This is a genomic window from Leptothoe sp. EHU-05/26/07-4, assembly GCF_043421015.1.
GTDB classification, from domain to species: Bacteria; Cyanobacteriota; Cyanobacteriia; order Phormidesmidales; family Phormidesmidaceae; genus Leptothoe; species Leptothoe turfae.
Genome location: NZ_JAXSQV010000001.1, coordinates 19,947 through 33,179, shown reverse-complemented (window position 1 = coordinate 33,179; position 13,233 = coordinate 19,947). Strand labels below are relative to the sequence as shown.

At 47.0% G+C, this 13,233-nt stretch carries 12 protein-coding genes and 5 tRNA genes; 5 read left to right on the top strand and 12 right to left on the bottom strand.

What is annotated here, in order from left to right; all coding sequences use genetic code 11:
- Nucleotides 1–19 precede the first annotated feature (19 nt).
- The 10 genes from U2F10_RS00175 to U2F10_RS00130 form a co-directional block, all read right to left on the bottom strand.
- Nucleotides 20–94: transfer RNA gene (locus U2F10_RS00175), tRNA-Phe, on the bottom strand.
- 132 nt (nt 95–226) lie between these two features.
- Nucleotides 227–317, bottom strand: a tRNA-Ser gene (locus U2F10_RS00170).
- A gap of 86 nt (nt 318–403) precedes the next feature.
- A tRNA-Glu gene (locus U2F10_RS00165) sits at nt 404–480 on the bottom strand.
- A gap of 104 nt (nt 481–584) precedes the next feature.
- Nucleotides 585–661 (bottom strand) — tRNA-Ile (locus U2F10_RS00160).
- Nucleotides 662–674: 13 nt separating this feature from the next.
- Nucleotides 675–748, bottom strand: a tRNA-Asp gene (locus tag U2F10_RS00155).
- Between the two features lie 256 nt (nt 749–1,004).
- The gene (locus U2F10_RS00150) at nt 1,005–1,211 is read right to left on the bottom strand and encodes a hypothetical protein (RefSeq protein WP_499870111.1); all 207 of its coding nucleotides are present in this window, start codon (nt 1,209–1,211) and stop codon (nt 1,005–1,007) included.
- 390 nt (nt 1,212–1,601) lie between these two features.
- Complete coding sequence (locus U2F10_RS00145) at nt 1,602–1,988, bottom strand: alr0857 family protein (protein ID WP_163671173.1); 387 nt, start codon at nt 1,986–1,988, stop codon at nt 1,602–1,604.
- Nucleotides 1,989–2,043: 55 nt separating this feature from the next.
- A complete protein-coding gene (locus tag U2F10_RS00140) occupies nt 2,044–2,562 on the bottom strand; it encodes an HNH endonuclease (RefSeq protein ID WP_499870109.1) in 519 nt (172 codons plus the stop codon).
- Nucleotides 2,563–2,665: 103 nt separating this feature from the next.
- A complete protein-coding gene (locus U2F10_RS00135) occupies nt 2,666–2,938 on the bottom strand; it encodes a hypothetical protein (RefSeq protein ID WP_499870107.1) in 273 nt (90 codons plus the stop codon).
- Nucleotides 2,939–3,370: 432 nt separating this feature from the next.
- Nucleotides 3,371–4,501: a tetratricopeptide repeat protein gene (locus U2F10_RS00130; protein WP_499870105.1), complete on the bottom strand. Its 1,131-nt coding sequence runs from the start codon at nt 4,499–4,501 to the stop codon at nt 3,371–3,373.
- 439 nt (nt 4,502–4,940) lie between these two features.
- Here U2F10_RS00130 and U2F10_RS00125 point away from each other — a divergent pair, with 439 nt between their 5' ends.
- Nucleotides 4,941–5,396: a hypothetical protein gene (locus U2F10_RS00125; RefSeq protein ID WP_163671177.1), complete on the top strand. Its 456-nt coding sequence runs from the start codon at nt 4,941–4,943 to the stop codon at nt 5,394–5,396.
- 18 nt (nt 5,397–5,414) lie between these two features.
- On the opposite strand, the gene pip is transcribed toward U2F10_RS00125, so the two are convergent.
- Nucleotides 5,415–6,362: a prolyl aminopeptidase gene (gene pip / locus U2F10_RS00120; RefSeq protein WP_499870104.1), complete on the bottom strand. Its 948-nt coding sequence runs from the start codon at nt 6,360–6,362 to the stop codon at nt 5,415–5,417.
- Nucleotides 6,363–7,120: 758 nt separating this feature from the next.
- On the opposite strand from pip, the gene glgX reads away from it, so the two are divergent.
- Together glgX and U2F10_RS00110 are read left to right on the top strand one after the other, a co-directional pair.
- Nucleotides 7,121–9,316 (top strand): glycogen debranching protein GlgX, encoded by a 2,196-nt coding sequence (gene glgX / locus U2F10_RS00115; protein ID WP_499870103.1) that lies wholly within the window; start codon nt 7,121–7,123, stop codon nt 9,314–9,316.
- Between the two features lie 4 nt (nt 9,317–9,320).
- Complete coding sequence (locus U2F10_RS00110) at nt 9,321–9,668, top strand: MGMT family protein (protein ID WP_163671180.1); 348 nt, start codon at nt 9,321–9,323, stop codon at nt 9,666–9,668.
- Between the two features lie 125 nt (nt 9,669–9,793).
- Here the strand turns inward: U2F10_RS00110 and U2F10_RS00105 are convergent, their stop codons facing one another.
- Nucleotides 9,794–10,357 (bottom strand): Uma2 family endonuclease, encoded by a 564-nt coding sequence (locus U2F10_RS00105; protein ID WP_163671181.1) that lies wholly within the window; start codon nt 10,355–10,357, stop codon nt 9,794–9,796.
- A 127-nt stretch (nt 10,358–10,484) separates the two neighbouring features.
- Between U2F10_RS00105 and U2F10_RS00100 the strand changes: the two genes are divergently transcribed.
- Together U2F10_RS00100 and U2F10_RS00095 are read left to right on the top strand one after the other, a co-directional pair.
- A complete protein-coding gene (locus tag U2F10_RS00100) occupies nt 10,485–10,877 on the top strand; it encodes a hypothetical protein (protein WP_163699913.1) in 393 nt (130 codons plus the stop codon).
- A 67-nt stretch (nt 10,878–10,944) separates the two neighbouring features.
- Nucleotides 10,945–13,113, top strand: a complete 2,169-nt coding sequence (locus U2F10_RS00095; RefSeq protein WP_499870101.1) for a caspase, EACC1-associated type — start codon at nt 10,945–10,947, stop codon at nt 13,111–13,113.
- Nucleotides 13,114–13,233: the final 120 nt, after the last annotated feature.

Sequence of the window (13,233 nt, the reverse complement as noted above, 5' to 3'; positions counted from 1 at the left end):
ACCCATGATTGAGTGCAAGCCCCCCAGATCCGATTTGAACGGATGACCTCTTGTTTTTCAGACAAGCGCTCTTACCTGACTGAGCTACCAGGGGATTCAATATATGTTTTTCAATGAGTTTGAAAAACAACGAGAACGGCAGGACTTGTAGACGTAAGGCTTCCCGAAGGGTATCTGCAATCTTCGGTTCCGCAAACCGACGTGTTATCCATTGCACCACGTTCTCTGGAGGAGAGAATGGGAGTCGAACCCATAGTGAGATTTGCTATCCCACGACTGCTTAGCAGGCAGTTTGCTTTACCAATGACGATCTCTCCAAAGAGGGTCGGGTGGGAGTCGAACCCACAGTGTTAAAGAACTCCGGTTTTACAGACCTTTACCTGCGCCCATAGGAGCCGACCCTTGGCAGTGGCGACGGGAGTCGAACCCGCAAACACACGAGTGAAAGTCGTGGGGCTTTACCAATTTGCCTACGCCACCCTAAACCGCAGAGACTAGAATTCGTAGACGACAGGCTTCCCGAAGGATACCCAGATCATCAGGTTTGGAGACCGAGGTGCTAGCCGTTACACCATCTCTGCTTCTGGTTGCAGCGGTGGGAGTCGAACCCACATATTCTCGCTTATGAGGCGAGCACCTTAACCGCTTAGGTTACGCTGCAGTGGAGTCCAGGACGGGGGTGACGAGATTTGAACTCGCGACGTCCTGTTCGACAGACAGGCACTCTAGACCACTGAGTTACACCCCCAGAAAGGGAAATATTTAGTTTTCAAGGTTCTGGTTTGAGTCTTGATGACGTGTTAAGCACTTATCTTTGAGACTTAAATTCGTAGCATTCCTGCGTTATTTATATACTACAAAATACACTACACAACGTCAAGGGTTTTCGAGAGATTTTTAGAAAGATTCTTGAAGCCATGTACAGAAAGGGTTTGAGCGCCTTTAAGGATTTTCAGTAAAAATCAACAAGATAACAAAAAATCTTATTGGAATCTTCTCGAATTTTACACAAAGGGGCCACGCTCAAGGAAATAAAGCCGTTTTACTTTTTGCACTTCACTTACGGCGTCAACATGATGTTTATCAGTAGACACCGTCAAGTCTCTCTCATTAGATGCACTGAAATTGGATGGTTGTTGTCGCCGAGGAAATCGCCAATATTTAAATGACTTACGGCTCCAAGCGAGAAAAAATGGTGAGACAAAATACATGGTAATGCTCCTGGTGGGAAAGCAGATTTTTACAGTTATGCGATCGACAAACTAGATGTATGAAATCTGTGGAATTGGAAAATGTAGAATTTTGAAATTCCAAGGTATAGCGATATTTCTCGATTATTTTCTGGCGCTGTAAGCCGTTGTTTCACAGCCCATATGCCCAACACAGAGCAAATTTAGCCCAGCTCAAAGCCTCCCTTCTATGAAGGAGATGTAGGAGGGATCTCACCTTACATTAGTGATTAACAAGCCCTACTAGCCCCTTTGGCAAGGGGCCTTACAAAAGGACTTTTACCAAAGGGGGAGACTCAAAGTGTTACTCAACGTGGCAAACTTTTACTGATTTTCACAGCAAAAGACTATTTTTAAGTCTCCATGCAACAACTACATGAAATATGCCGTCTGTCGGTGGGTTACTCGCCACAGTTCGTAGATAAGCATTTCACTTTCAGGTGTAAGGGCAGTTATAAAAGTGCCAGATTCAGCGTTAGCACTATTTGCAATCCAGGTTCCCTTAAGGCTTACTTCAACAAACTCGTCATCAACACTTGCTAGATCAATGACATCTGTTACATTTTGCCGTAGTAGATACTCAAGCTGATTAATACCAGGCAATTTAACAGGCAGTAAAAAGGAAGCTCGACTGGGTTCTAGATGTAAGGGTTCACCAACATGAACTGCTAACATAACTCGTTGGGTAGCAACCGCATCCAACGATGCAGTTACTTGTTCAAGAAATAAGCCGTAATCGGTATAGTTCAGCTTCAACACGGCTGACAATCTCCATGGATGGTTGGGTCAGTCACATGCCGACGGCGGCACAGGGTTAATTTTTTTGTTCTTTCCAGAATTGCTCTGCAAAAGCAACTACTGGATGCATAGGCGCTTTAGGCCGTTGTTTGAGCGGCATATTGGCAAGATCAGGGGTACGGGCACCCTTGCGAGAATTGCAGGGGGCGCACGCGGTAACCACGTTATCCCACGTGTGAGCACCACCTTGCGATCGCGGTACCACATGGTCCAGCGTGAGCTGTCGCTTACTACCGCAATATTGGCAACTATGGCCATCACGCCGCAGAACTTCGCGACGGTTAACCGGTGGTGTTTTCCAAATGTGCTCGCTATCCCCAGCCCGCAGACGAAGGTGCTCAGGAATCTCAAGGGTCAGGCTGGGCGATCGCATCTGCCAGGTTTTCCCCAGTAGGTCTACAGGTTCTGCCCGGCCTGTTACTAAAAGAACTGTTGCTCGCTTTAGGTTAATTCGCACCATGGGTAAGTAGTTTCTGGAAAAAAGTACGATGGGTCGATACGTAGGCAATACGTACTTATATGGTCGTAATGTCATGGTTAAGCCCTTACAGCTCTGAAATTCGTAAAAAAGTCCACAAACAATGACCCCCGCTTCCGGGTTCGGGAAGCGGGGGCCAAAAACCTGACTGGTTTTGGAGTTAGGTAGGTAACATGGCTAAGCGCCTGCATCCCCCGCTTCGTCTATATCTTGTTAGTTCTGGTCGATTGAGATCATCGCCAATCAAGCTATGGTCTATTTCGCTAAATACAAAACGCCCTAAACCAGCGCCAGAAATCGCTTTGGCCACAGTGCCACCCATAATCGTGGGAACGTTACTAGATTCTAGATACCGCACAACCAGCGCCATGGATACATGACCAAATAATTGTAAATATCTTTTCACGACTATGGTTTCCATAGAGTTTTTCATGGTATCTAAACCTCTGGTGTGACAATTAAAAAGTGCCTCTAGTGCACTTGCCCAAAGCAATTCGACCTGACTGCCTTTCTGTCTTACTTCTTATACTACATATGTAATACAAGAATGTCTACCCTCTTTGAGTAACTTTATGGTTTTAACGAAAAAAGCCACCATTAAAACCATAAATGCTTGTTAGAGCTACATTCTCTGGGAGAGCTATAGTCAGCAACACCTTAACAATTGTGGATTCCGGATGTATCTCAAAATTAGTTTTGGATAATATTCAGGATACGATTGCTTGCGTTCACCCAAGTAAAAATGCCATAGCAGCCTCGCAGCTACAGCCCGCCAGGGTCGCCATGCCTCGCTAATCATTTGAGCTTCATCAGCTGTAGGCCGTTTAGTCAGGCCCTGATATTGAACAGTATTGAGGGTTATCTATTATTGAATAACGTCATAGTCAATTGCTCGGGCTGTTCTCACAGGTGGAGCAGGTTCGTTTTGAATGGCCTTGATCGCTGTATATCCTAGGGGCAGTGACGCCAGCAAACACATCGCACCAGTCCCAACCAACGATAGCTGTCTCACGGCTTTGGAAGCTCGACGAGCATCGGGATATTGTCCCTGACGGTAGAATTGTCTAACTTGCCAGGCATAGAGTAACGCCGTTACTCCAAGGGGTGGAAACGTAATGAGGGCAGCTAAAGCTGTTGACCAGTGACTGGGGGGGCAGGGCTGATCCTTATAGAGATCATATGTTTTTTCCCACTCAGGTCCACGGACCTTACCGACATAGCCAATTAGGGTAAACTCAGTGATTTCTGAGAGTTCCAGGGGCAACAACAGGTCACGCATCTGATTGGGTAGCGAAAAATAGCTAATACCTTCACCCACCTGTCGCTTGAGGAAGATTTCTAGGTTTTTACCCCGTTGTTTTACATCAACCTCGACAGGCTGTAAGGCATCCTGCAGTAAATCTCTAACCGGGGCTAAACCATCTGGTTTTGCAGGGGGTGGAACCAATTCAGTTAAGGATGGATCATTCAGGACCGCCAATTGCCAATCAGCGATCGCACCCTCCATATCGCCCAGCTGTTGGCGTACGTTGCCACGCCTTAGATATGCCTCTGCTGCATTAGGGTTAAGTTCTAAAGCTCGGTTAAAACTGACAAGCGCCGCATCAAAGTCCTCTACCTGACTTTGAATGACGCCCACCTGATAGTGGGCTCGGGCATAGTTAGGATTCACCGCAATTGCCTGTTGCCAATTGCTCAGAGCATTTGCCATATTGCCTTGAGCATAGGCAAGCTGACCATATTCAAAATAAGCAACTGCGGGATTCTCAGCACACTCAATTGCAGCAATAAAGTCCTGTTGGGCGTTATCCAACTGGTCTAACGCGCGATAACTTAAGCCACGTGTAATATAAACCGCAGCCACATCAGGATGATGACTTAATGCTTTGGATAGGGTTGCGATCGCACTCTGATGATTGTCCTGTCGTGCTAGCGTACACCCACGTCGATAGGCTAAACGTGCTCGCTGCCGTGCGTACCAACTTTGCTTATCCATAATTAATTAAACTTATCCCTGCCGTTATTAATCCCAAGCTATCCGTAGCCTAACCATCCTTCAGAGGAAATAAAGTCAGAGTGATAACGGAAGCTTGAATAGTCAATAAAGAATTGATTCAGTACTTACCGTTACAAAATTAAGCAGTTCGATTCATGGCGATTACCCAATCCTTCACACCAATTTTGCTTGTTTCCTAAAAAACTTTCCAATGTCGAAATTATTTTCTGGGAAAAATTCACCTATGCCATTGCACCTAAAGTCCTACGACAATTGGCGTAGAGGGAAGTTCCAGAAATCCATTGCTATGAAATGGCGATGAAGCCTCGTCAGTTTTTACAGACACTTCGATGAAACCTATGTAATTCGAATGAACAGGCATGGAAGCCCAAAATAAGCCTATGTTAGCGTCAGTGAGAACACTTACACACCATGGTCAATGACCGTTCTCTCGCTGAAAACAGAATTGGATGTCGCAGAGTTTTTATTAAGTAAAGGATGGTTTCCTGAGGAAATCAACGGAATTTTAGTTTTTCCTCTGCCTAGCGCTGCTTTTTACCAGTTAGGCAGTAAAAATCATCCAATAGTTAATAGCGATGTAATTAAAGCTACAACTGTTACGCCAACTACCCTTTTCCGAGCCCGGCAGCTTCTAGAAGCAGCTGGGTGGGTAGATCGAGAACTCGACTCTTTGCTTAAACCCTGCTTATACAGTGTCGATCCTTGGGCCAATCAAACGATTCACCACTGCGAGGCTACTCATCAACGTTTCGGCTATTTAGATGACCCATTACCAACCCTGAATCACTATCGACGGGCTATGGCATTCAAGCGCATTGTTAGTCTGGCCCTAGTAATAACAATGGTTTCTGTAGCTGTAGTCTTGTTTGGATGAGCAGTTGTGTAGACATCTCTACATCCGCACAAATTTATCAGTTGCCTCCACCAAAGCACTCAAAATGCCTGGTTCTGTAGCCGAATGGCCTGCATTCGGGACAATGATTAATTCAGCTTCGGGCCAAGCACGATGCAACTCCCAAGCAGACGTCATGGGACAAACGACGTCATAACGGCCTTGTACGAGCACCGCTGGAATATGGCGAATTTTAGCGACGTTTTGCAGCAGCTGATCAGGTGGGTTGAAAAAGCCCCCATTGATAAAGTAGTGGCACTCAATGCGGGCAAAGGCATCGGCAAATTCATCATTGCCAAACCGTTCAATAACTTGGGGGTTCTGAATTAAATAACTGGTACTTGCTTCCCAAATAGCCCAGGCACGGGCAGCCTGCTGTCGAATGTCAGGATTAGGGCTGGTTAAACGTTTGTAGTAGGCTGCCACCAGATCATGGCGCTCCTCTCCAGGAATGGGAGCAAGGTAGTGCTCCCAGGCATCAGGGAAAATATAACTTGCTCCCTCCTGGTAAAACCATCGGATTTCCTGGGGGCGCAGCATAAAAATACCCCGCAAAATTAGCCCTGCACATTGCTGCGGATAGCGCTGAGCATAGGCCAACGCCAGGGTGCTGCCCCAACTGCCACCAAAGACCGTCCATTGATCGATGGCGAGATGCGATCGCAATCTTTCAATATCATCCACTAAATCCCAGGTGGTATTCTCCGTAAGCTCAGCGTGGGGTGTACTCTGACCACAGCCCCGCTGATCAAACAGAACTATGCGCCAACGTTCAGGGTCAAAAAACTGTCGATAGATAGGAACCGTGCCGCCGCCTGGTCCACCGTGCAAAAACACGACCGGTTTCCCCTGTGGATTTCCGACTTCTTCAAAATAAAGGGTATGGACTGAAGAGACAGATAACTGACCGGTGCGATGAGGCTCGATAGGAGGATAGGGTTGACGCATAGAGGGGCTTAGCAACGATTTGCCCCGTCATTGTCGCACCCAAATTGCCCCCGATTCCGTTTATTTCACAGAAACCGGCTTCCGCACCACATACCAACGCCCAGTTTTTGGATCACGATAGGTTTGAAACGGCTGTTGTTTCAGCGGTTTAGTGCAAGTTTTGGGCATTGACTTAGCGATTTTCACGACTCTTGTATAGATCAATTCACATATTGTGGCCCGATTTCCCAAAAAAATTGAGTGATCAATCCTTAAGTACCATGTGATTTTTGTCACAAAAGAACAAAAAATCCTGGTGGTTTCCCCATTGTATCCAGGATTTACAGAGTAGTGCCAGGTGTCGGTCTACACCTGAAATGAGTCTAAGCTTAGCAATTTCAATGACATAATCAAATCAATCAGAACCAGATAAGCCAGTGACTTAACCAATTTGGGCGTCAACTCAATCGCAGGCACCCCTGATCATTTAGCCACATCCTGTAGATAGCTTACCCAGAAAATTTATTGCTCAAAGTTTAATAAGGCATGGGCATTCATTTAAGAGAAGATTTTTAGGAATTGATGAATGAGTCTCTCCTGGAAAGCTCATCAAAGCGGTCTATAGGAACTTACGCCTTCATTCCTTACGTGCAAAATTACTCCGCCATCCCCACATAATCGGGCCAGAATCATGTTCTCAAGTCAAGACTTATGCGTTTAAGGTAGCGGTGAAAAACGCAGGGGGCTTACTATATAAGACAGTTTTGGCGTGATCCACCATGTCGGCAATACTATGGCCCGGTCGTTCTCATCCCCTGGGAGCTACCTGGGACGGTCAGGGAACAAATTTTGCAGTTTTCTCAGAAAATGCCTCAGCAATCGAGCTGTGCCTCTTTGATGCTAATGGAAACGAGCGTCGGCTAAGGTTACCAGAGGTAACAAACCACGTATGGCATGGATATTTACCAGACGTCGGCCCCGGTCAGCGCTACGGGTATCGGGTATATGGTCCCTATAAACCTAAACAGGGTAAACGGTTTAATGCTGATAAATTACTGCTTGATCCCTATGCTCTGGCCATTAGCGGCGATATGGAATTTAGCCCCGCTATTTTTGGTTATCCGATGGAGCACTTTGCCAATAGCGATCGCGACTTAGAGAAATCCACGCTGGATGATGTGCAATGCGTGCCCAAGGGTATTGTGGTGGATCAAAGTTTTGATTGGGGGGATGATCGCCATCCTGAGACACCCTGGCATGAAACAGTTATCTACGAAGTGCATGTCAAAGGGTTTACGCGTCAGCATCCAAACATTCCACCAGACCTACAGGGTACCTATGCAGGGTTAGGTCACCCTGCCGCCATTGAGCACCTGAAAACATTAGGGGTTACTGCGGTAGAGCTCCTACCAATCCATCACTACAATGCCCACCCTAGTCACCTTGTCACTGTGGGGCTCCACAACTACTGGGGCTATGATTCCATTAACTACTTTGCTCCCTTTGCAAGCTATAGTGCCGGTGGGGATGCGGGTGACCAGGTCAATGAGTTTAAGGCAATGGTCAAAGCCCTCCATCAGGCAGGCATTGAAGTGATTTTAGATGTGGTCTATAACCACACGGGCGAGGGCAATCACTTTGGCCCAACGCTGTCTCTGCGGGGTATCGACAATGAAGCTTACTATCGATTAGTTGAGCGCAGTCCTCGCCACTATATGGACTTTACCGGCTGCGGCAACTCTCTCAATGTCCGCCATCCCCAGGTACTCAAACTGATCATGGACAGTTTGCGCTACTGGGTGCAGGAAATGCACGTAGATGGCTTTCGGTTTGACTTAGCGTCAGCCCTGGCGCGCGAACTGTATGAAGTCGATAGCCTCGCGGCCTTTTTTGACATCATCCACCAGGATCCGGTGTTGTCCACCACAAAGCTGATTGCAGAACCCTGGGACCTGGGTGAGGGCGGTTACCAGGTCGGTAATTTCCCATTACTCTGGTCTGAGTGGAACGGCAAATATCGTGATACCATGCGAGACTTCTGGCGAGACCATCATTGTCGCCTGGGAGAGTTTGCGTTTCGGTTTACGGGCAGTTCTGATCTCTATCAAGCGAATGGGAAACTCCCCCATGCTAGCGTCAACTTTATTACCGCCCACGATGGCTTCACCCTGCGAGACCTGGTGAGCTACAACGAAAAACATAATGAGTCTAACGGTGAAGGTAATCGGGATGGTGAGAGCTATAACCGGTCCTGGAACTGTGGTGTTGAAGGTGAAACTCAAAATGAGGAAATTTTGGCGTTGCGATCGCAACAGCAGCGGAATCTTCTCACAACGCTCTTTCTCTCCCAGGGAGTACCCATGATATTGGGGGGTGACGAGATGGGCCGTACCCAGCGTGGCAACAACAACACCTACTGCCAGGATAATGAGATCGCCTGGTTTGACTGGAATCTACGTCACCAAAACAAAGAGCTACTAAACTTTACCCAACGCCTGATTGCATTTCGAAAACAGCACCCTATCTTCTGTCGTCGTCAATGGTTCCTGGGTCGCGAGATCCATGGCTCCGGCGTCATTGATATCGGCTGGTTCAATCCTGACGGCAGCATTATCAGTGAGGAAGACTGGCACGATGGTAGCTCCAAAGCCATCAGCATCTTTCTCAATGGAGAAGAAATTCTCACCACCGATAAGCAAGGTCAGCGCATTATTGATGATAGTTTTCTTGTCTTTTTCAATGCCTATCCTGAGTTTCAAGAGTTCTCCCTACCACCATCAGTCGATCGCAAAGAATGGCGGGTTATCCTAGACACCAAAAATCCCACCGGATTTGTAGATGATGGCCCCACATATGATCATACCCAGAACGTCCCGGTTGCTGCCCGATCGCTGGTTTTACTAGCCTGTCCCCACTGTTTTGATACAACTTCCGGTGCTGATGGGGCTACATGCACGTTACCAAAGCGAGGGTAACGTTATGGCTAATAGTTACGATCTCATCTATGCAGTGGTGCGCCAAATTCCCGCAGGCAAAGTCGCCACCTACGGTCAGGTAGCCGAGCTAGCAGGGCTTATGGGCAAACCTCGGGTAGTCGGCTATGCACTTTATAAGGTAGCGCCTGAAGATGAAATCCCATGGCAGCGGGTCATCAATGCAAAGGGAGAGATTTCCACATCTGCCTTTCGCGATGGCTCAGACGACCTACAGCGGATATTACTGGAGGAAGAAGGGATTGAGTTTGAGGGCAACAAGATCAACCTTAGCAAGTATCGCTGGCAGCCGCCGCCAGAGATGATTGAGGCGATTGATTTTGGCGAGGATTAGAGTTGGGGTTCGACTTCGCTCACTTCTCTTGAGCAACTTTTAGTTCTTTCAATTCGGTTTTACTCAGTCGTAATGAACCTAGCTGGCTGAGCAAAGCCGAAGTCAGCGGCACTACATCTCCGACATCACACAAAAACTCTTTCCATGGGCATCAAAAAACCAGGCAAAATCGGCGATTGCAAACTATCTTTCGACAATAAAGTCCCAACTAACTCCAGCTGGGCATCACTGCGGCGATAAACTTCCATCGTCTGGAGTTGCCAGTTTACAATCCAGTATTCTTGCACTCCATACAGTGAGTAAAGCTTCAGTTTAAACTCTTTGTCACGTTGTTCATTGCGCTCGCCAGGGGACAAAATTTCTACCATCAGCTCTGGAGTGATCACTAGATGACCAGCTTCGTCAATACCATTGACTAAACGTTCTTTGCTGATCCACACCACATCTGGAATGACTGCATCGTTAGGGGAAAAGATTACACCTGGTGTTTGGAAAGCGCTACCCAAACCAGTTTCTTCTGACCAGACTTCTAATCGGACCTGTATTTTACCCGCTGCGCTTTGATGACGAATATGGGGAGCGCGGGTCACAAGTAGTTCTCCATTGATGATTTCATAACGTTTCCAACCACCGTCGTCGGGCATGACGTCGAGGTCTCGAACTGTCCAGCGTATGGGGTTGGTAACCATAGAAATTGCAACTTGGTTTGGGTCTAGTATAGCGAGGGGATAGCTGCTCTATTAAGGCAATGCTACAAATCTGAGTAGATACCTTTAGTTTGGCTAGAATACAGCGGTGGCAATGATATCTCCCCCCATGACTGATACGATTTTGCTGGTGATTGACTGGCGTGATGCTGATAGCGATATGCCCGAGGAACAGCAAGAGGTATTGACCCAAACATTATTTCAGGAGCTACGGGCACTAGACGAGGTGGAGGACGTTAAGCGGATAGCTGACCCAGATGTTCCCGATGGGGGCATGGGAGCTAAATGGTTATGGAGTGTCCTTACAGCAGAAATCACCATTGAGGGGATTAAACAGGTTTGTCAGGATGCCTATGAACGACTACCAGGAAAGCCCATTGAGTTCACCCTGGAGGTTGACGGCAAGAAAACGAATATTGAGGCTAAAAACATCCGTCCAGATAATTTCGAGGAGACGCTCGAAAAACTGGTTGCAGCAGCGCAGAAACTTAAGGACAGTTAATCAAACAGTGGGGGATTGACTGACTTAGGGCTGAAAGAACTATAAGGTGCTGCTAATTGCTGGGTGAATGGCTAAGAAAATTGCATTGCTGATTGGTGTTGGGGAGTATGGCAATGGGCTGAAGCCACTGCGATGTCCAGCCAATGGTGTGAAGACGATGCAAGTGCTACTGAGAAATCCTGATATTGGCGGCTTTGACGAAGTAGTACCGCTGATTAATCCGGATGTGGGGACGATACAGGCCCGCATTGGTGAGGTATTTGGCCAGCTATCCAAAAATGATCTAGTGCTTTTTTACTTTACCGGTCATGGCATCAAGGATATGACCGGTAAATTTTACCTATCTACGGCTCAGACTCAGCTGTTTGAAAGCGGCACCCTCAACCCGGGCACTGCTGTTTCAGCAGACTTTGTGAAAGGTGTTATTGGTAATTCCTTGGCTCAACGAAAGGTAGTCATCCTCGACTGTTGCTTTGGGGCAGCCTTTGCCAAGGGCTTTTTGGGCATGGATGATAGCAGTATTGATGTAGAAACTCAGCTAGGTGGAAAAGGTTGGTGCGTCTTGACAGCATCTACATCGACTAAATATGCTCTAGAGCAAGAAGGTGAAGACCTATCAGTGTATACCCGCTACTTAGTGGAGGGTTTAAAGACTGGTGGTGCTGCTCCCGACGGACAAGAACTAATCTGTATCAGAGATTTGCATAGCTATGTGCAAATCCAGGTAAAAGCCGCAGCTCCGGCAATGGAGCCTACAATTTTTAACGCAAAGCAAGGAGAAGAGATTGTTATTGCCAGAGTGCAGTTGGATAACTCACAGCGCTATCGCAAGCAGGTACAAACCAAAATAAAAAATATACGCAATATTACATTGAATGAATTTGCCCTTAACGGTAATTATTGGACACTGGCAGACGTTATTCGTCCTACAGCTTTTCATAATTTGACTTTGTTGAAAGAACAATTAGGTTTGACAAATGAAGTTACCGAAGCGATACAAGAAGAATTTCTTAAGCCCTACAGGGAAAAAACTAAGAGTTTAGCTAAATACGCTGATTGCTTAAAAGCAGAAAAGGACTATGGCTATCCCCTTGATAACGATGCTATCAAGGAATTAGAGGAATCTAAGCAACTGCTCAATTTACGAGATGACGATGTGCAGTTGGTGGAGAATAAGATTCTAGGCCACTGGTTGAAGCAACAGCCTCACAAACAGCTACCAGTTGAATCGTCTACGCTACCTAATAAGAAGCCTGTATCAGACTTATTGGCTCAAAAATATCAACAACAACAACAACAACAGAAGCTAAAGCATCCTAAATTTTCTTTCAAGATAGTAAAAGTAAATAACAAAGGAAATGTCATTGAAACTAAACAAAGTAAGGCGGAATGCTTTGCCGAAGACTTGGGTAATGATATTACGTTAGAAATGGTGCACATCCCAAGTGGCACGTTTATGATGGGAGCTGCCGAAGGAGAACCAGGTGCGAGTGGATATGAGTACCCGCAACATAAGGTGACAGTGCCTGAGTTTTGGATGGGGAAATTTGCGATCACTCAGGAGCAATGGCAGGCGGTGGCAAGACTCAAAAAAGTTGAGCGAGATTTAGAGAGCGACCCGGCACACTTCAAAGGAGTAAAGCGACCGGTCGAATGCGTGTCTTGGCAGGATGCTGAGGAGTTTTGTAAGCGGTTGTCAAAAAAGACAGAGAAAGAATATATGCTGCCCAGCGAAGCTCAATGGGAGTATGCATGTCGGGCTGAAACCACAACACCGTTCCATTTTGGGCTAGCAATCACTACAGAGTTAGCCAACTATGATGGGAGCACTTATTATTGGAGTTATAGCTATGGTAGTGCTTCACGAGAAAAGTATCGTCAGGAGACAAGCGATGTAGGCAGCTTTGCGATCGCAAACGCATTTGGTCTCTATGATATGCACGGCAACGTGTGGGAGTGGTGCCTGGACCACTGGCATGATAGCTATACTGGAGCACCGACGAATGGTAACGCTTGGGTTACTGGTGATGATTCATCTCTACGCATACTGCGGGGTGGTTCCTGGAACTATAATCCAGGTTACTGTCGCTCTACTAAGCGCCGCAGGGCCAATCTTGGGAACCGTCTCAACAGCTTCGGTTTTCGGGTAGTCTGTTTTTTTTTCCGCCAGGACATAATTACTCGCCTCCAGGCTCTGCCTGGGCAGCTCTACTGGTGGCTCCGCCACGAATACTAGAGGCAGAGCCTCTGGAAATCGGTCCAGGCAGGGCCTGGGACCTAGAGGGAGCAATTGGTAACACCCCTAGTTCTCCCAAATAATCCCGATGACTCGCATAACATCAGTAGCCTGAATCAT